Origin of the sequence: Pseudorhizobium marinum, assembly GCF_000705355.1 — a bacterium.
Classification (GTDB): domain Bacteria; phylum Pseudomonadota; class Alphaproteobacteria; order Rhizobiales; family Rhizobiaceae; genus Neorhizobium; species Neorhizobium pelagicum.
The window spans coordinates 110,105-129,127 of sequence record NZ_JMQK01000013.1 but is presented as its reverse complement, the minus strand read 5'-3'; the positions used below and the strand labels follow the sequence as shown (position 1 = coordinate 129,127).

Sequence of the window (19,023 nt, the reverse complement as noted above, 5' to 3'; positions counted from 1 at the left end):
GAGTTCTGATCTTACCTCCAGAATGATCAGAGGGGCCGGGAGCGTAAACGCTCCCGGCCTTTTGCGTTACTACCTTATTGTTTGACGCAATTCCGGACGCGAACCGGTTGCCACTTTCGCTGCAATTGCTTGAACCTCAGGTGCTCGGCGAGGCTGCCTCGATCATCGCCGTCCGCGTCGAGAGCCGGTCGGCATCGCGCGGCGGGTTCGGCAAGATCGCCAAGGCCCTCGGCGATGCAAGGCCTCGGCCGCCGCCGCGACAGCACCGAGAGCTGGTAAGAGTTCTGAGGCGCGTCCATTAAATTCCGCTTGTGAGCGAGGGACTAGACTAGAGATCATAGCCCTTCGGCTGGCGAACCAGGAATTTTGCGTCCGCACCACAGCGATCCGCAAATTCGCAAGTGGGCTCCCGCCACACCCTTCCCTCATGCGCCATCAAAGCAATCGGTCAGATGATCACGTGCGCCTACCCCATGCAGGTTGTTACTTCTCTTGTAAAACGGTAACAACCTAGCGGCAAGCTGCCGGCACCTGTGCAGCCACGCGAGACTGGCAACGGTCAGGCTTTTTGGACCCTCTGGTGCAGGCGCCGCCACCGCGTTTGAGCCACGTGTGGCAGGAGTTGAGGCTGGCACGAACAACTCCCGCTGCTGTTGACTGCGAGCAACTCATGCGTCTCGCGTGGCAATCCAGGCATGGTCGGGGTGGTTCTGGAAGCGCCACTGGCGGCGTGGGCCGGCCATGACGTTGAGATAATACATGTCGTAGCCGTAAGGGGCTGCACAAGGATGGTGTCCTTTCGGAACCAGCACGACGTCGTGATCGGAGACGCTCATCGTCTCGTCCAGCTCGCCGTCCTCGGTAAACACACGCTGGTGGCCATAGCCCTGGGCCGGGTTCAGGCGGTGGTAGTAGGTTTCTTCGAGATAGGTCATCTGCGGAAACCGGTCCTCATCATGACGGTGCGGAGGATAGGAGGACCAGTTGCCGGCGGGAGTGAAGACTTCGGTGACCAGAAGGCTATCGGCCACATCCGACTCCTCCATGGCGATCGGAAAAATGTATCTGGTATTGGCGCCTTTGCCGCGGATGACGAGATCCGGAACATCGAGCACTCTGGCTTTGTGGCCACCCTTGCCGGGCGCGGTGCAGACGGCAAGGGTGCAAGCGGTCACAGCGCCTGCAGCCCACTGGCTGTCATTGGGAACATAGGCGCAAGCTGGCCTGGTGCGCTCAAACACGCTCATTCGCTCACCAAGCGTGCCGAAATTCTCACCGGCCGCGGAGATCTCCGCCTTGCCCTCGACGAGCACAAGGATCACCTCGCGGTCTGCGGTCCGCTCTTCCACGCGCTCGCCCGCCTTCAGGCGGTAAAGGTCAAAACCGACATACGCCCAATCCGGCGATTTTCTCGTCCTGGCGCTGTCTGCGGTGATGTGATGAACCCTGCCGGTGGTGCCATTCGGCTTGATCAGAAGATCAGACATTTGCTACTCCTTCCGTCTGGTGATGGTGCATCTCATTCACGCTTGGCCTGCGATGGACAGGCCTGCCTTGCCGCAAACCGCGAGGATATGCTCGTAACCCATCTTCGAATAGTCGTAGGGTGGCGCCTTGGCCGGATCCTGCTCTGCTTCCACGACGATCCAGCCGTTGTAGTCCATCGCCCGCAGGCGGGCGGCGACGTCGTGGAAATCGATGATGCCATCGCCGGGCACTGTAAACGCCCCGGCGACCACACCGTCCAGGAAGCTCCTGTTGTTGTCACGGACATCGCGCACGACATCGGGACGGATATCCTTGAAATGGACGTGGTGGATGCGATCGCCCCAGCGATCCATGGTGCGGGCGATTTCGCCGCCGCCGAAGACGAGATGGCCGGTGTCGAAGCAGAGCGTCACCTCGGGCCCTGAGGATTCCAGCAGCCAGTCGATATCATCCTGATCCTCAATGCAGGCGCCCATGTGGTGGTGGTAGGAGAGGGTGACGCCCTGATCCTTCGTCCATTTGGCGATTTCGGTGAGCTTGCGGCCGTAGGCGTGGACTTCGTCGCGCGACAACTTGGGCCGGTGGTTGACCGGAACGCCGATCTGGCCCTGGACGGTGTTGGAGCATTCGGCATAGACAATACAGGGAGCCCGCAGCTCTGCAAACTGCGCAACTTGCTGCGCGATCGCCTCGCGTTCCGTCGCGACCCCGGATGCCAGCAGGGTGCCCGAGCACCAGCCGCCGCAAAGGGCGATATCATGCTGCCTGAGAAACTGCCTCAGCCCCTGCGTGTCCTGCGGCATGCGGCGGCCGCGCTCGACGCCGATATAGCCGATCTCCCTGGCCTCCTTCAGCGCCTGATCCATCGTGTAAGCGGCGGTGAGATCGGGCAGATCGTCGTTCTGCCAGGCGATGGGAGAGATGCCGATCTTGACGTTCATGGATATTCCTCTGGCCGCTCCTATGGCGGCTGGTTGCTGCGCACATGTATCCCGCCGGCCAAGGCGTCAGCCTTAGTTGGTGCGCTGACGTTTCAGGTTCTTCAGGTAGTTTTGCCGCGCCTCTCGCACCGCCTCGCGGGTGGAGACCGCGGGGACGGCGACATCCCACCATGTGCCTCCGGCTTGCGTGGACGGGTAGGGGTCGGTGTCGATGACCAAGACGAACGGCCCGGTTGCTTTGCGTGCCTCCCGAAGGCCTGCCTCCAGTTCCGAGATCCTGCTAACCTTGCGCGTCTCGGCGCCCATGGATGCTGCATGGGCGGCAAAGTCGATCCGCGAAGGATTGGCGTATTGTGCATGGTCGAGAAGGTTGTTGAACTCTGCACCACCGGTGCTCATCTGCAGGCGGTTGATGCAGCCAAAACCGCGATTGTCGGTGACGACGAGGGTGATCTTGATGCCCATCATCACGGCCGTCGCCAACTCCGAGTTGGCCATCATGTAGGAACCGTCGCCGATCATGCAGACGACGTCTCGCTCCGGTTGCGCCATCTTGATGCCAAGCGCACCGGCGATCTCGTATCCCATGCAGGAATAGCCGTACTCCATATGGTAGGACATCGGCCGGCCCGCCTTCCAGAGCTTGTGCAGTTCGCCTGGCATGGTACCCGCCGCGCACATCACGACCGTGTCGGCCGCCGCCGACCGCTGCACCGCGCCGATGACCTGCATGTCCGTCGGCAAAGCATTGTCTTGTGCATCCGGTGCGCCGGTGACCGTGTCGGCGGCCGCGAACCAGTCCGTCTTGAGCACCGGATCGGGTGCTGCAAAACACGCATCGCCAAGGGCGCTGGCCAGCGAAGAGAGGCCTGCCGCTGCATCGGCGCAAATGGGCTGGGCGCCGTGCTTGGCTGCGTCATAGGCCTGGACATTGAGGCAGATCAGCTTGCGACGCGGATTGCCGAACAGGGCCCAGGAGCCGGTTGTGAAGTCCTGGAAACGGGTTCCAACGCCGAATACGACGTCAGCGTCGGCGCAGGCGGCGTTGGCGCTGGATGCGCCGGTGACGCCGACTGGCCCCATGTTGAAGGGGTGATCCCAGGGGAGCGCCGACTTGCCCGCCTGGGTCTCGACGACCGGGATCTGGAAGCGTTCGGCGAAGGCCTTCAGATCGGGGTAGGCCTGGCCATAGTGGATGCCGCCGCCTGCGATGATCACCGGCTTCCTGGCAGCCTTGAGAATAGCGGCCGCCTGCTGAACCTCGGCCGGGTCCGGCTGTGGACGACGGATGCGCCACGCCTTTGGTTCGAAGAACTCTTCAGGCCAGTCCCAGGCTTCTGCCTGGACATCCTGGCAGAAGGCCAGGGTCACCGGCCCGCAGTCGGCAGGATCGGTCATTGTTCGGAACGCGCGGGGCAGGGCGGTCAGCAATTGCTCCGGCCGCAGGATCCGATCGAAGTACCGGCTTACAGGACGGAAGCAATCATTGGCTGAAACAGTGCCGTCGGAAAAATCCTCGATTTGCTGAAGCACTGGATCCGGGCCGCGTCCGGCAAAGACGTCGCCGGGCATCAAGAGGACCGGCAACCGGTTCACATGTGCAAGGGCAGCAGCCGTCACCATGTTGGTGGCGCCGGGCCCGATGGAGGAGGTGACCATCATCGCCCGGCGCCGGCAAAGCTGCTTTGCATAGGCGATCGCAGCGTGCGCCATGGTCTGTTCGTTATGGCCGCGAAAGGTCTGGAGGTTGTCACGTTCGCTGTGCAGCGCCTCGCCGATCCCCGCCACGTTGCCGTGGCCGAAAATCGCCCAGCAGCCGGCGATGAAAGGGTCGCCATCCTCGTTCAGCTGCCTGGCGATATGACGGATCGCGGCCTGCGCCGCCGTCAGCCGGATGGTCTTCATGCTCTTTCTCCGGTGGTCTCTTTGCGTGCGCCGAGGTGGTGCGCCCGTGCGTCTTCCCAGATCATACACAGGCGTGCATACCGCTCCTTCATCATCGCGACCGCTTGCCCATCACTGATCTGGCCTTTCATCCAGTTGCTTGCGGCATCGGCAAAAATGCTACGACCAACAGCAAAACCTTTCACCAGATCAAACTGCGCCGCGGCGCGGAAGCTGTCAGCGAGCTCGGCCTCCGGCGCATCGAGCCCGAGGATGACGACGCCGCGTACGTGAGGGTCGTTTTCCTGGATGGCCTGGCAGGCGGCCTGCCAGGCGGCGGAGGAGCGCATCGGCTCAAGCTTCCACCAGTCCGGAAAGATGCCGATGGCGTAGAGGCGACGGATCAGCCGCGCCGCACAGTCATCTGTCACCGGCGCCACCTTGGAAGGAATGATCTCGAGCAGGAACTCCAGAGCGTTGCGTCTGGCGGCGGTAAAGAGACGCAGGAGAGTTTCTTCCTGCCGTGCCCGCAGTTCGTCATCGTCATCTGGATGGCAGAAGCACAGCACCTTGACGACGTGATCCTTTGGCCAGGTGTGCAGGCCGCCACAGTCCGGTCCGAGGTCCGGTTCCAATGCAAGTGGTCGCGAGCCGGGCCATTCGGTCGGCCGGCCGATCCAAAGCCCGCGGCCCGTCGCAGAATGCAGCGCCTTGCGACCGAGACGGTCATCGCACAGTATGCCGTAACCGTGACGGCCGGCGGCAACATCCAAGGCGGCCTGCAGGCAAAGCGTCTTGAACTGCCCGATCCGTTCGGGCTGCGCGCCTGCTTGCCCGGCAAGGGTTTCCATCTGGAGCCGATGATCGAAGGCGAAGATGCGCATCTGCGGCCAGTCGCCCTTGCGGTTGGTCGCCCAGTGGACCTGCTCCAGCGCGGGATCGTTGCGCAGGTCTGGACGCCTGACACCGCGCTTCAGGAAGAACTGCAACTCATCCCACGAAGGATAGGCGGGCGTGCAGCCATGCCGGGAAACGGCAAAGGCGCCACAGGCATTGGCATAGGTAAGCGACGTTTCCCAGTTTTCGCCTCTCAACCAGCCGCGCAGGAGGCCAGACATGAACCCGTCGCCAGCGCCAAGAACATTGAAGACCTCGATCGGGAAACCTGGACCGGAACGCCCCTCCTCCAGGGCTGCGCCGATGTCAGCGTCGAAGGCGACGGCACCCATAGGGCCACGTTTGCACACGAGAGTGGCGGAGGAGACCTTGCGGACGTTGCGGAGGGCCACGATCGTATCCGTCGAACCGCCGGCAATATGAAACTCTTCCTCGGTCCCGACAATGAGGTCGAAAAGATGCAGGGTGGATTGCAGTTTCGCAGTTACCGCACCGGATTCCATGAACCGACTTTCACCGGCACCGTGACCTGCAAGCCCCCACAGATTCGGGCGGTAATCAATGTCCAGCGCGGTTCGGGCGCCATGTTTGCGGGCAAGGCCAACAGCCTTCAGGACAGCGCCTTCCGTTCGCGGATGCGACAGATGCGTCCCCGTGGCGCAGACACAGCCTGCGGAGGCGATAAAGCCCTCATCAATGTCGTCCTCACATAAAGCCATGTCCGCGCAATTCTCGCGGTAGAAGATAAGCGGGAAGCTGGTTTCGTCGCGGATGCCAAGCAGAACCAGAGCTGTTAGCCGTTCCGGGTCGGTTTTGACCCCGGTTACGGCCACCCCTTCGGCAATCAGCTGCTCGCGGATGAAGCGGCCCATATGCTCGTCACCGACACGTGTGATCACTGCCGACTTCAGACCCAACCGCGCCGCACCGGCGGCAATGTTTGTCGGGCTGCCACCAATATACTTTGAGAACGACCGCATATCCTCAAGCCGGCCGCCGACCTGGTCGCCATAGAGATCCACCGACGCGCGGCCGATCGTGATCAGGTCGAGAGGTTTGCTGTCGTCCATCGCCATGGCTGCCTTCTCCGTCGCTTCTATTGCATGTGCCGCCGCCGCTCGGCGATCGCCACCGGCAGGGCGGAAACAATGGCCATGGACGCCGCGATGGAGCGGAATCCGGCATAGTCATTCTCGGAGATCTCAAGCCAGGCCTTCGACAGCGGAGCAAGTGGCGAGAGCGGCGAGTCTGTCAGCGCGACAATCGGCACGCCACCGTCGTGCAGGCGCATTGCAAGGTCCACCGTATCCGAGGCATAGGGTGCGAAAGAGCAGATGAAGGCTGCATCGTCAGCCTGCGCCATGTCAGCAATTTCCTCATCTATGCCATTGGTGGAACCCACCATGATGGCCCGGATGCCAAGCTTGCCGAATGCATAGGCAAGGTGGGCGGCCAGTGGATAGGAACGTCTGCGGGCGATGAGGTAGATGGTGCGGGCGCGAGCCAGTACCGTCACAAGCCGGGCAAACTCCGCATCGCTCACCTGTGCGGCAAGTCTGTCTACCGAGTTGCGGGCCGCGTCGATGAAGCCATGCATGACCGTGCCGTCGAATGTCCCCGGCGAGGCCTTCGCTTCCAGCCGGCTGAGGCGCTCTTCATAGCTTGACGCACGCGCCATCAGGCGCTCGCGGAAGACCTGCTGCAGATCGGAGAAGCCTTCATAACCGAGATGGTGGGCAAGCCGGACCAGCGTCGACGGTTGGACCTGGGCAGCCTTGGCGATGGAGGCGGTCGTACCCAAAGCAATCTCGTCGGGATTTGCCAGGACATAGGCTGCTGCCTCCGCCAGGCGCTTGGGCAGGGTATCCTGGGCGCCAACGATGCGGCTTTTGAGGATTTCAAAACTGTTTTCGAATGTCACCATCAGATCCTCAAAGGGCCACCACGACACCCTGGCTCGCCGAACGCAAGGCTGCGTCCGCAAGCATCAGCGCGCGCAAGCCATCTTCGCCACTGGGCGAGGGAGAGGTACCATTCTTGACGACCGAGACGAAGGCGGCGATTTCTGCCGCATAGGCCTCGACATAGCGTGTCATGAAGAAGTCGTGCAGCGCGGGCCGGGTAAAGCCTACAGCGGTCGCGAGCTCGATCGTAACCGGCCGTTGGTTCTCGACACAGATCGTGCCCTTCGAGCCATGCACCTCAACCCGCTGATCATAGCCATAGGTGGCGCGGCGGGAGTTCGAGATGGTGCAGTGCTTGCCCGAGGCCGTGGTCAGTGTGACGGAGGCGCTGTCGAAATCTATACCTGCGATAGCCTTGTCAGTCAGCACCGATGCAGTTGCATAGACGCTTACCGGTTCCTCGCTCAGGAGAAAGCGGGCCATGTCGAAATCGTGGATGGTCATGTCGCGGAAGATCCCGCCGGAGGTCTTGATGTAGTCGATGGGCGGTGCGCCCGGGTCGCGCGAGACGATCTGGATCATCTCGACCTCGCCGATGCGACCATCGGCGATGGCTTTCTTGACGGCCGAGAAATGGGGGTCGTAGCGGCGCTGGAAGCCGAGCATGAGCTTTGCCCCCGTGTCACGAACGACCGCCAGGCACGCCTGGGCCCGGGTAACATCAAGATCCACCGGCTTTTCACAGAAGATCGCCTTTCGGGCACGCGCGAACATCTCGATCAGGTCGGCATGGGTATTCGTGGGCGTGCAGATGATGACAGCATCGAGCACCGGGTCCGTTGCGATTGCGTCGATGGTCGACACTCGGCAACCGTATTGGTCGGAGATGGCCTTGGCCGCCTCGGCCGAGGCATCCGCTACGACGCTGAGCTCGACGTCCGGATTGCCGGAAATGGCTCGGGCGTGGACCTTGCCGATGCGACCGGCGCCGAGAAGGGCAAATTTTAGCGTCATGGTGTCCTCTTGTTGAAAAAGCGGTCGTTTCCGGGGCTAGGCGGCGGCATCGTGGAATTCGGCACCCGTCTTGGCACCCGTGATATAGGCGACCACATCCTGGCCGTCGGTCTCTTCCTTTTTGAGATCCGCGACGATGCGTCCGCGTCGGAAGACAATGATGCGATCAACGAGATCGAAGACCTGCCTCATGTTGTGGCTGATGAGGATCAGGGGTTCTCCCTGTTGCTTCAGCGTGCGGATAATGTTTTCGACCTGTGCCGTTTCCTGAACCCCGAGAGCTGCCGTTGGCTCATCCATGATGGTCAGTTTCGAGTGGAAGGTCGCGGTTCTGGCGATGGCCACGCACTGCCGTTGGCCGCCGGACATGTTGCGGATCGTGTTCTTGAGGTTGGGGATCTTGACTGCGGTCTTCTCCAGGGCCTCCAGGGTCCGTTGACGCATGGCCTTGTAGTCCAGGATGGAAAAGGGACCGAAGCGGAAGCGGACCAGTTCACGGCCAAGGAAGAGGTTGTCTGGAACATCCAGTTCGTCGGCGAGAGCGAGCGACTGAAAGACGGTCTCGATGCCCGCCTCGCGCGCCTGCATCGGATTGTCGAAAGTGACCCTCTCACCGTCGAATATGATCTGACCGCGGGTAGGCCGCTCGACGCCGGTGATCTGCCGGACGAACGTCGACTTGCCAGCGCCGTTGTCACCCATGATGGCGACATGTTCGCCTTTGCGGATACAGAAATGAGCGCCTTGGAGGGCGTGAACGCCGCCGTAGTGCTTTGTCAGATCGACTGTCTCGAGGATGATGCTGCTATCGGTCATGACGTGCTCCCTCATGGGCCCCAGGCGGCGCGGCGCTGGCGCCACTGGTCGAGTACGACGGCGGCGACGATGATTCCGCCCTTCACCATCTCCTGGTAATAGGCATCCAGCCGCAGGAAGGTGAACCCGGAGATGATGACGCCAAAGATGAGCGCGCCCAGCACGGTGCCGGCGATCGAGCCGCGTCCTCCCGACAGGGAGACACCGCCGATCACGGCCATGGCGATGGCGTCGAGTTCGTACATCACCCCCATTCCGGCCTGGGCGGTGAGGTTCTTCGACGAAAGCACGATCGCGGCCACGCCGGCAAGCATCCCGGCAATGGTGTAGACAAGAACCTTGTGCCGACCGACCTTGATTCCCGACATCCGGGCAGCGTCTTCGTTGGAGCCGATGGCGTAGGTGTGCTTGCCGTAGACGGTATGGCGCAGGATGAGATGAAAGAGGACGGCCAGAGTGACGAAGATAATGACGGGCATCAGCCCGTCGCCGACTGTGCGGTAGCTTTCCGTCGGGAAGGAGATGGGCCGGCCGACGGTCCACCACTTGGCAATTCCGCGGGCGGTGACCATCATCCCCAGGGTGGCAATGAAGGGCGGAATGCCGGTATAGGCGATCAGTGCGCCATTGATCACCCCGGCCGCGAGGCCAAACAGCAGCGCAACGGCGATCGGCACGAGAACGGGCAGGTCGGCCGCCCATGGCCCAAGCGCCAGCGTCGGGTTTGCATTGCCGTTGACTTGCGCAACCTGGGCGAAGCTCATGGCGACCATGGCAGCCGCGCCCACCACCGAACCGGACGAAAGGTCGATCCCACCGCAGATAATGACCTGCGTTACGCCGATGGCGATGATGCCGACAATGGAAACCTGCAGGATGATGATGCGCAGTCGCTGCTCGTTGAAGATCGAGCTGCTTCGGCCCGAGGTGTCGAACAGAAAGCTCTGGCCCATCATCAGGTGGCCCAAAAGTTCAAACATGCCGATGATCAGGATGAGCGCGACCAGCACGTTCATCTCGTTTGGCCAGCGGCGTCTGGACGTGTCGAAGGCAAGGCCGCCGACGTCCTGCAGGTTAGAGGTCGCCATCGCTTAAAAACTCCCGCGTTCAGCAGCAACAGCCTTGCGGCCAGTTGTTCGGGCGAGGGCGGTCTGGGACTGCCCTCGCGGGTTTGATGCCGAACTCAGTTCCTCGACTTGTAATCTGACATGGTTTCGGGCGTCACCAGCTGGAAGGGAATGTAGACCTTCTGCTCGACGCTCTCTCCCCGCGCAAGCTTCAAGGCGGCGTCAACGGCACCCTTGCCCTGACCTGCGGCATCCTGGAATACCGTAACGTCCAGATCGCCCGCTTCCATTGCGGCAAGGGCATCCTGGGTCGCGTCGATGCCGGCAACGACCACCTCGTCCATGGCAATGCTGGCGGCCTTCATGGCCTGGATTGCGCCGATTGCCATTTCATCGTTGTTCGAGATCAGAGCGTCAAACGGCTCGCCGGTGGAGAGCCAGTTGGTCATCAGGTCCTGCGCCTCGTCGCGCGACCAGTTGGCGGTCTGCTCATCGATGACCTGCAGCTCCACCTGGCAGTCGCCGGACGTCATGACGTCCTTGATGTCCTTTGTGCGCATGACGGCTGCCTGATTGGATAGCTCCCCCATCATGATGTAGATGCGAGCCGGGTTCTTGCCCTTGTCGCTGAGAAGACGGCAGACCTCCTTGGTTTCCAGCGTTCCGGATTCCTGTTCGTTGGAGGCAACGAAGGCCTGGTTGTCCGGTAGCGTATCGACGTTGATCGGCTCGCGATTGACGTAGACCAGAGGCACGCCGGCGGCTTCGGCAGCCTTGGTCATGGCCTCCGTGGCCGATGTGTCGACCGGGTTGACGATGATTGCATCCACTCCGGAGGCGACGAAGTTGTTGATCTGGTCGAGTTGCTTGGCGACATCATTTTGCGCGTCCTCGATCTGCAGGGTGACATCATCCTGCGTCTTGGCGTACTCGTTCATACCGTTGCGCAGCACGGTCAGGAAGTTGTCGTCGAACAGCGCCATCGAGACGCCGATATTCTCGGCATGGGCGGCCGTCGACATGAGGGCAGCCGTGATGGCGCCCAGAATGAGCTTTTTCATGATTTCTCCTCCACTTCGGGTGCCGGCTCACCCCCGGTCCGCCGGATTTTTCGTCATGGGTGAGCGCGGCCAAACCTCTCACCTCCTCGTGGAAGGTTTAGTCCTGAATTGCTCACAAATGAAATAATCATTCCATTTCTTGGCGGAGTCAAGCCTCCCCTCTCCCCGGGAAGGAACTAGCGAATTGCAGAGCGGAGGTAGTCGAGGGACTGCGCGAGGGAGCCTGCAAGATCGGCAATCCCATGGACCTGCGGCGAGAAGGCCTCCATCGAAAAAGCCCCGTTGTAGCCGGCCTTGATCAATTCCTCGATCTGAACGACGCTGCGCAGCCGGTCTCGCTGGTCGACCAGCACGCGGTGATGATCGCGCATGTCACCGACCGTGGGCTGCGGATCGCTGACCCCGGAGATGTGTACGATCCCGGTGTATTCCGGGAAGAAATCTTCCTCTTGGGCGAGGTGGTGATGAAAGGTGTCGTGGACGAGACGAAAGCTCCTCTCACCCCCAACCGCTTCGATCGCCTCGACTGCTTCACGCTTGTAGCGCAATGACGAGGTCGCAAATCCGAGCGGTTCAATCAGGCCGATGATCTCCGCCTCGACCACCATCGGCAAAATGGCAGCAAGTGCAGTTCGAAGCTGTGATGCGCGCTCGCCAGCGCTTTGAAGTGGGGCGTCGTTGCGCGGAACCAGGCTGATGCTTTGCGCCCCGCTTCGCTCCGCCCGGGCGACAAGCGCACGGACCTTGTCAGCCATCTGGGGGCTCCAGTCGTTGAAACCATAGATCTCTGAAAGACCCAGAAGGCGGACATTTTTGTCGCGGGCATAGGCACCGATTGCCGCCGGATCTTCTCCGTCGAAGAAGGGGCGGTGGCTAAGGTTTTTGGCGGCCAGATCATTGCGAAGCTCCACTCCGGCGCAGTCTAGTTCGGCCGCCAGCGCAATGAGCTGCCGGCAGGTGAGGCCAGGTGCGCAAACATGATTGAGCGCAAATGGAATGGATAGTCTCATGGTGTCCCTCCCGATATATCTGGCAATACAGAGCGTGGCCGCAGAAAGCGGTCGGTCGACGTCGTCGCCGATCCTCGCAATGCAGATCGGCCGCGATGATGTTATCTTATCAGCGAGAGGCTCTCAGGCACATGCCGATCGTAAGGCAGGAAGAGCGGGCGTTTCCGGGGATTGTTGACGAGGTTGCGAGGGGGACCTACCCTGCGCCAGTGCACAGCATTGCCATCACGGATGCGGCGTTTTCGGCATCCGTTGCGAAATCCGGTAAGGGCGGGTGGGAGGATGAGACATGAAGTCGATCGGCATTGGTCTGATCGGGACCGGTTTCATGGGCAAGGCACACGCGCTCGCCTACCGATCCGTCAACGCGGTTTTTGGAGACGTGCCAGAGGTGCGGCTTGAGCTGCTGTGCGACCAGCCTGCAGACAAGGCCGACGCAATGGCAAGACAGTTCGGTTTCGCAAGGGCGACCGGAGACTGGCGGGAGCTCGTGGCAGATCCAGCTCTCGCAATCGTTTGTGTGACCACGCCGAACAAGATGCATGCAGAGATTGCCATTGCCGCTTTGGAAGCGGGCAAGCATGTCCACTGCGAAAAGCCGATGGCCCTGACGCTGGACGAGGCGAGACAAATGCAGGCTGCGGCAAGGAGGTCCGGCTGTCGGACCATCGTTGGCTATAACTATCTTGCCAATCCCATCTATCAGCATGCCAAGAAGCTGGTTCATGAGGGCGCGATCGGCCGGCCTGTCCACTTTCGCGGCTTTGTTGATGAAGATTATCAGGCGGACCCGGAGACAGCCTGGACCTGGCGCGCGATCCGGGCAGATGCCGGACTTGGCGCCTTGGGTGACCTCGGATGCCACCTCGTCTCGCTGATGCAGGGGCTGATGGGGCCGGTTGCGACAGTTGTTGCCGACACCGACACGGTTCACAAGACACGCGCCGTCGAAGGATCAGCCGAACGCAGGCCGGTGGAGAACGAGGACATCGCCAGTGCCTTGATCCGCTTCGAAAGCGGCACCACCGGTCTGTTTTCCACGTCGCGCTCGGCCTGGGGCAGGAAGAGTCGTATCGGCTGGGAGGTTCATGGCACGGCCGGCATGATCTGCTTTGAGCAGGAGCGGATGAACGAGCTGCAGATCTACCAGAACACCGCAGACAAGGCGATGGACGGCTTTCGCACGGTCCTCGCAGGTCCCGCGCATCCACCCTATGGCAGTTTCTGCCCGGCTCCCGGCCATCAACTGGGCTTCAATGATCTCAAAACGATCGAGGCTTGGAACTTCCTGAAAGCCATCGCCGGTGGCGGCCACGCCTATGCGGACTTTGAGGCGGCGCTGGAGTTCGAAAAGGTCATCCATGCGATCGATCGATCAGCCGCATTGAAGAGGCAGGTCTTGGTCGGCGAAGTGCCTGCCGAGTCTATCTAACGATGGTTCGGTATTGTGTCCTGCATCGAAGCGGTCGACAACTTCGAGTGCCGCCCCCATCCCGAACAGATCAACCATTGAGACAATACTGCGGTGCTCTGTTGGAGCGGCCGTGGAACGGGTGTCGAGCGCGCAGCCCTGGAGTTTATGTCCTCCTTCGGGGACGTAAAAACCCCGCAGCATTCCCGAGACGTCAGCAGGCTGCGGAGAGAAGCGTGAACCGCGTGTAGGCCCGTTGTCAGTGCATGATGTTTGCCAGGAAGCGCTTGGTGCTCTCCTGCGCGGGAGCATCGAAGAATGCCGCAGGTGTATTGACCTCTTTGACCTGGCCGTCTTCCATGAAGACGACGCGGTCCGCGACCCGGCGAGCAAACCCCATTTCATGGGTAACGACAATCATGGTCATGCCCTCTTCAGCGAGTGTGACCATCGTGTCGAGGACCTCTTTCACCATCTCCGGATCGAGCGCCGAGGTGGGCTCGTCAAACAACATGATCTTCGGCGTCATGCAGAGCGCCCTGGCGATTGCCACGCGTTGCTGCTGCCCTCCGGACAATTGACCCGGGTATTTGTCTGCCTGTTCGGGGATGCGCACCTTCTCAAGGAAATGCCGGGCCATGTCCTCAGCCTCCCGTCGCCGTCTGCCGCGCGACAGGATCTGAGGCAGGGCGCAGTTCTCCTTGACCGTCAGGTGCGGGAAGAGATTGAAGTGCTGAAACACCATGCCGACCTCGCGCCGGATCGCATCAAGGTTCTTGACGCTGTCGCCGAGCATGATGCCGTTGACGCAGATACTGCCTCGCTGGTGCTCTTCCAGCCGGTTGATGCAGCGGATCAGGGTCGACTTGCCGGAGCCTGAGGGGCCGCAGACAACGATCCGCTCTCCTGCCGCGACCCGCAGGTCGATCGCCTTCAGCACATGGAAGCTGCCGTACCATTTGTCGAGGGCGCTCACTTCAATGGCGTTGAGTTGATGTGCGGTCATCGGTAGCTCCGGGATTGCACGCGGGTTTCGAGCCAGCGGCTGTAGTTCGATATGCCAAAGCAGATCAGGAAGTAGATCAATGCGACGAAGACGTAGCTCTCGACAAAGGGTGCTGGCCACACCGGGTCTGTGGCTGCCACGCGGGCAGCGCTCAGCATGTCGAAGACGCCGACGATCAGGACAAGGCTGGTGTTCTTGACCATCACGATCGCCGTGTTGGTCAGCGGCGGAATGACCTTCTGGAGTGCCTGCGGGAGGACGAGGTGCCAGACGGCCTTCCATCCGGGTATGCCCAAAGCCTTGGCGGCTTCTATCTGGCCCGCCGCGACGCCCTGCAGGCCGCCGCGGACCACCTCCGCAAGATAGGCGGCAGCAAACACTGTCAGCGCTGCCAGTGTTCGGCCGAGCTTGTCGATCGACCACCCCGCCGGCAGAAGCAGCGGCAACAGGATGGAGGCGACGAACAGCAGCCCCACCAGCGGCAGGCCGCGCACCATCTCGATCGTCATCAGGGACAGCATGCGCGGGATCGGCAGCGACGAGCGTCTTCCGAGCGCAAGGAAAACCGCGAAGGGAAAGCCGAGGCCGAGGGACAGCAAGGCAAGCAGCAGCGTCACCGGCAGTCCGCCCCAGCTCGAGGTCGGTACCGGCGTCATTCCGAGGACGCCGCCCCACATCAGGGTGAGCATGACGGCGACGGATGCGATCCAGGCCATAATCAGTCTCTGGCCCCAGAGCTTCGGGGACAGCGAGGCGAGGATCATCGCCAGGATCAGGCCCATGACCAGAAGCGGGCGCCATTGCTCGTCAGGCGGGTAGACGCCGAAGATGATGAAGCGGAATTTTGCCGCGATGAAGGCCCAGCAGGCACCGCCGTCGCGGCAGGTGGAGGGGTCGTCGGTGGCCCACACCGCGTCCAGAACAGCCCAGTTCAGAGCCGGGATCATCAGGATCAGCAGGAAGCCGGTGGCAACGGTCAGGACTGACGCCACAAGGTCGCCGAAGAAGAGCTGCAGGATCGGCTTGCGCGGTGGCTTTGGCGGAGCGGACGGGGCGATGTGGGCAACCGTTGGGTGGATGTCGATCACGGTCATCGTGCCTCCACCAATGCGACATGCGCATTGTACCAGTTCATGAACAGCGAAACGGCGATGCTGATGGTTAGGAAGATGCCGAGCAGCAGCCCGATGCTCTCGATCGCCTGGCCGGTCTGGTTGATGACCGTGCCGACGACGAGGCCGAGCTCTGGATATCCGACGGCAAGCGCGAGGGTGGTGTTCTTGACGGTCGACAGATACTGCGACGTCATCGGGGGAATGATGATCCGCAGTGCCTGCGGGATGATGATCTTGGTGAGCGTATGCCGTTCCGACAGCCCGATCGCACGGCCCGCCTCCCATTGCCCGATCGCGACCGCGTCGATGCCGCCGCGGATGATCTCGCCGATGAAGGCGGAGGTGTAGATCACCAGGCCGAGCATGAGGGCGGCAAATTCCGGCGAAAGGCGGAGCCCGCCGGTGAAGTTGAAGCCGCGCATTTCCGGAAAGCTGACCACGGCACCTGGCTGGAGCAGCAGCGCCGCGCCGAGGGCAACGGCGGTTGCCAGCCCCAAGAGCGCAGGGAGGGGATGGCGGTCATGCCATCGGCCGGTTCCGACCAGATGGTGGCGCAGGCGCCAGGCGACCCAGGTTACGGGGATGACGAGGCCGACAATGGCCCAGGCTAACGCATCCAGTTCCAGCGCGGGAATGTAGAAGCCTCTCAGCGACAGGAAGACGCCGGGCACGGGGTTGTAGGCCTCGCGCGGCGCCGGCAGCGCGGTGGTCGCCAGCGCATACCAGAACAGCAAATGGACGATCAGCGGCATGTTGCGCATCGTCGTGACGAACACGCCGGCGACGCCGGATGTTAGAGGGTGCTTCGACCGCCGCGCCAGTCCGACGAGCAGTCCGAGCGCCGTCGACAGAAATATCGCGAGCACCGATATCGCCAGCGTGTTGCCGACGCCCGTGACATAGGCCCAGAGAAAATTGTCAGAAGGATTGTAGGGCAGGACGCTTTCGGAGATCGGGAAATTGGCCGGGCGCCACAGGAAGTCGAAACCCACCCTGATCCCGCGGGCATCGAGGTTCGTGACGGTGTTGTTCACAAGCCAGAGGAGGAGGGCGGCAAAACCGCCCAGCAGAAGGATCTGCCCGCTCCAGCTCCTGAACCGTCTGTTATCGAGAACAGCGGAAAACATGATGGGCTCCAGGGGCTACTGGAAGGCCATCGGGAACATCAGTCCGCCATCGGAAAACAGTCTGTTGGGGCCGCGTTCGATCTTGAGCGCACTGCCGGCACCCAGGTTGCGGTCGAACATTTCGCCGTAGTTGCCGAGCTGCTTGACGATATTGTAGGCGAACTTGTCACCAAGTCCGAGCGCCTTGCCGTTGCCGGGTTCGACGCCGAGGAAGCGCTTCACCCGCGGGTCGTCCGAGGTCATCATCTCGTCGATGTTGGCCTGGGTGATGCCGTAGAGTTCGGCATTGAGCAGCGCCTGGATCGACCAGTTGACGATGTCCATCCAGTTGTCGTCGCCGTGGCGTACCGCCGGCGTCAGGGCATCCATGTATTTCGTCGCCGGGAAGATCACGTAGTCGTCGGGGTTGTCGGACTGCGTGGCGCGAACGGACGCAAGGGCGGCCGCATCGGTGATGAGGGCGTCGCATCGGCCGGAGAAGAACGCCTGCCGGGTGGCCGCGACGTTGTCGAACACGACCGGGTTCAGCTGGAGGTTGAGCTTGGTGGAAACGTCGTTGACGACGACCTCTGTGGTGGACCCTGTCTGTACGCAGACGGACGCCCCCGTCATGTCCTCCACCTTGGTCACGCCGGATGCCTTGGCGACCATGAAGCCCGTGAACTCGTAGTAGGTCGGGGTGGTGAAATTGATGCCGTTCGCGTCACGCTGCAGCGTCCATGTGAGGGTCCGCGGCAGGATGTCGATCTCGCCGGTCTGCAGCGCGGGAATGCGCTGCTGACCGCTCAAGGGGACAAACTCGACCTTGTCCTTGTCACCGAAGATGGCGACGGCAACGGCACGGCAGGTCTCGACATCGAGGCCGGTCCAATAGCCCTTGTCGTCCGGCGAGCCAAAGCCGACGGTGCCCTGACTGGCGCCGCAGACGATACGGCCTCTCTCCTTCACCTTGTCGAGCGTCGGGCCCGCGGTGGCAGCCGTAGCGGAGAGTGCGGTGGCGAGCGCCGCGATACCGAGTTTCCAGTTCATCATGTCCGTTGTTCCCTTTGTTATTGATTGGTTGGTGGTGTCGTTCAGGCCGTCTTTGCCACAGCAGGCGTTGTCGCGATGGCCGCCACGATCGGCTCGAGGTCCGCCCAGAGGTCGTTTTCGTCCTCAAGGCCGATGTTGATCCTCAGAATCGTGCCTGAATGGGCGTCGGCGCCGGTCGCGCGGGTGATGGTCATCGGCGCAAGCAGGCTATGGGTTCCGCCCCAGGAGGCACCGATCGCAAAGGTCTGCGCCGCCGTCAAAAGGTCGGGAAGGGCTGCCTCGGCGTGAGGGGGAATGACGAGACTGAACACGCCGCTCGCACCGGTGAAATCGCGCTGGAAGAATGCATGTCCGGCGGCTCCGGGGAGGGCGGGATGCAGTACCAGTTCCGGCGCAACGCGGTGTGCGATTTTCCTGGCAAAGTCCAAGGCAACCCGCCCGGAATGGGCCAGGCGCACGCCCATGGTTTCCAACCCGCGCAGTGCCAGCGCGCAGTCGTCCGGCGAAACCCCCATGCCGATCATCCGCATGGTGTCCTTCAGCTGCTTGTGCAGCGCGATGTCCTTGACGGCGATCGATCCCATCAAGAGATCGGAATGACCGCCGACATATTTCGTCAGCGCCATCGACGAGAAGTCCATGGCGTGGGCAAGCGGCTTGAAATAGAGGGGTGTCGCCCAGGTGTTGTCGCAGCCGGTCAGGACGCCGTGGGATTTCGCGGCCGCGACGATGGCGGGAATGTCCTGGATCTCCATCGTCGTTGAACCGGGCGACTCCGTCCAGATCAACTTGACGGTCTCGTCGATGAGGGTCGCGATGCCCAAGCCGATCATGGGGTCATAGATGCGGTAGGAGATGCCGCGGGGTTTAAGGTAGTTCTCGCAAAAGCCCGCCACCGGCGGGTAGGCGCTGTCGGGAACGAGGACGGTATCGCCCGGCATCAGCACCGACAGAAAGACGACGGTGATGGCGGCCTGGCCCGACGGCACCAGGACCGTTCGAAGGCCCTGTTCCAGAGCGGTGATCGACGCCTCGAGCGTCCGCGACGTCGGCGTGCCGTGGAGGCCATAGGTGTAGCCGTCGGGACCGCGCTTGGACCGGTTGGCATAGGCTTCGGCACTGTCGAAGACGATGGTGGAAGCCCGGTAGGTGGGGGTGGCGAGGCTGGCGAAGCCTTCATGGGAGACTTCGGGGCGTTTAACGCAGAGCGTCCGGTCGTGCATCGTATGTCCTCGTTCGATTTCGACGGA

The 19,023-nt window shown here is 62.0% G+C and carries 16 protein-coding genes and 1 pseudogene; 2 read left to right on the top strand and 15 right to left on the bottom strand.

The window, feature by feature from the left end; genetic code table 11:
* Positions 1-334: 334 nt before the first annotated feature.
* A pseudogene (locus EO99_RS28670) lies at positions 335-435 on the top strand (chemotaxis protein CheW); the annotation flags it as partial.
* Between the two features lie 233 nt (positions 436-668).
* On the opposite strand, the gene iolB reads toward EO99_RS28670, so the two are convergent.
* The 10 genes from iolB to EO99_RS0116375 all read right to left on the bottom strand — a co-directional run bounded on the left by iolB (position 669) and on the right by EO99_RS0116375 (position 12,082).
* Complete coding sequence (gene iolB / locus EO99_RS0116420) at positions 669-1,487, bottom strand: 5-deoxy-glucuronate isomerase (RefSeq protein WP_029619710.1); 819 nt, start codon at positions 1,485-1,487, stop codon at positions 669-671.
* 36 nt (positions 1,488-1,523) lie between these two features.
* Entirely contained in the window at positions 1,524-2,429 is a 906-nt protein-coding gene (iolE, locus tag EO99_RS0116415; protein ID WP_029619709.1) for a myo-inosose-2 dehydratase, read from the bottom strand.
* Between the two features lie 72 nt (positions 2,430-2,501).
* Positions 2,502-4,334: a 3D-(3,5/4)-trihydroxycyclohexane-1,2-dione acylhydrolase (decyclizing) gene (iolD, locus tag EO99_RS0116410; protein WP_029619708.1), complete on the bottom strand. Its 1,833-nt coding sequence runs from the start codon at positions 4,332-4,334 to the stop codon at positions 2,502-2,504.
* The gene (locus EO99_RS0116405) at positions 4,331-6,280 is read right to left on the bottom strand and encodes a bifunctional 5-dehydro-2-deoxygluconokinase/5-dehydro-2-deoxyphosphogluconate aldolase (RefSeq protein WP_029619707.1); all 1,950 of its coding nucleotides are present in this window, start codon (positions 6,278-6,280) and stop codon (positions 4,331-4,333) included. Before EO99_RS0116405 ends, iolD begins: the two co-directional genes overlap by 4 nt.
* Before the next feature lie 26 nt (positions 6,281-6,306).
* A complete protein-coding gene (locus EO99_RS0116400) occupies positions 6,307-7,134 on the bottom strand; it encodes a MurR/RpiR family transcriptional regulator (protein WP_029619706.1) in 828 nt (275 codons plus the stop codon).
* A gap of 7 nt (positions 7,135-7,141) precedes the next feature.
* Complete coding sequence (gene iolG / locus EO99_RS0116395; RefSeq protein ID WP_029619705.1) at positions 7,142-8,128, bottom strand: inositol 2-dehydrogenase; 987 nt, start codon at positions 8,126-8,128, stop codon at positions 7,142-7,144.
* 36 nt (positions 8,129-8,164) lie between these two features.
* Positions 8,165-8,944 (bottom strand): ATP-binding cassette domain-containing protein, encoded by a 780-nt coding sequence (locus EO99_RS0116390; RefSeq protein WP_029619704.1) that lies wholly within the window; start codon positions 8,942-8,944, stop codon positions 8,165-8,167.
* A gap of 11 nt (positions 8,945-8,955) precedes the next feature.
* The gene (locus tag EO99_RS0116385; protein ID WP_029619703.1) at positions 8,956-10,032 is read right to left on the bottom strand and encodes an ABC transporter permease; all 1,077 of its coding nucleotides are present in this window, start codon (positions 10,030-10,032) and stop codon (positions 8,956-8,958) included.
* 95 nt (positions 10,033-10,127) lie between these two features.
* The gene (locus tag EO99_RS0116380) at positions 10,128-11,072 is read right to left on the bottom strand and encodes a sugar ABC transporter substrate-binding protein (protein ID WP_029619702.1); all 945 of its coding nucleotides are present in this window, start codon (positions 11,070-11,072) and stop codon (positions 10,128-10,130) included.
* A gap of 176 nt (positions 11,073-11,248) precedes the next feature.
* The gene (locus EO99_RS0116375; RefSeq protein WP_029619701.1) at positions 11,249-12,082 is read right to left on the bottom strand and encodes a TIM barrel protein; all 834 of its coding nucleotides are present in this window, start codon (positions 12,080-12,082) and stop codon (positions 11,249-11,251) included.
* Between the two features lie 289 nt (positions 12,083-12,371).
* Between EO99_RS0116375 and EO99_RS0116365 the strand changes: the two genes are divergently transcribed.
* A complete protein-coding gene (locus EO99_RS0116365) occupies positions 12,372-13,514 on the top strand; it encodes a Gfo/Idh/MocA family protein (RefSeq protein WP_029619699.1) in 1,143 nt (380 codons plus the stop codon).
* Positions 13,515-13,752: 238 nt separating this feature from the next.
* Here the strand turns inward: EO99_RS0116365 and EO99_RS0116360 are convergent, their stop codons facing one another.
* The 5 genes from EO99_RS0116360 to EO99_RS0116340 are packed head-to-tail and all read right to left on the bottom strand — an operon-like array spanning position 13,753 to position 18,996.
* Positions 13,753-14,499: an amino acid ABC transporter ATP-binding protein gene (locus EO99_RS0116360; protein WP_029619698.1), complete on the bottom strand. Its 747-nt coding sequence runs from the start codon at positions 14,497-14,499 to the stop codon at positions 13,753-13,755.
* Positions 14,496-15,593 carry an amino acid ABC transporter permease gene (locus EO99_RS0116355; RefSeq protein ID WP_029619697.1) on the bottom strand — a complete coding sequence of 366 codons (1,098 nt, stop codon included), beginning with the start codon at positions 15,591-15,593 and terminating at the stop codon, positions 14,496-14,498. Before EO99_RS0116355 ends, EO99_RS0116360 begins: the two co-directional genes overlap by 4 nt.
* Positions 15,590-16,741, bottom strand: a complete 1,152-nt coding sequence (locus EO99_RS0116350; RefSeq protein WP_029619696.1) for an amino acid ABC transporter permease — start codon at positions 16,739-16,741, stop codon at positions 15,590-15,592. The genes EO99_RS0116355 and EO99_RS0116350 overlap by 4 nt, the downstream gene beginning before the upstream one ends.
* Positions 16,742-16,756: 15 nt before the next feature.
* Positions 16,757-17,770 carry an amino acid ABC transporter substrate-binding protein gene (locus tag EO99_RS0116345; protein ID WP_029619695.1) on the bottom strand — a complete coding sequence of 338 codons (1,014 nt, stop codon included), beginning with the start codon at positions 17,768-17,770 and terminating at the stop codon, positions 16,757-16,759.
* Positions 17,771-17,814: 44 nt separating this feature from the next.
* Positions 17,815-18,996: a PLP-dependent transferase gene (locus EO99_RS0116340; RefSeq protein WP_029619694.1), complete on the bottom strand. Its 1,182-nt coding sequence runs from the start codon at positions 18,994-18,996 to the stop codon at positions 17,815-17,817.
* Positions 18,997-19,023 lie beyond the last annotated feature (27 nt).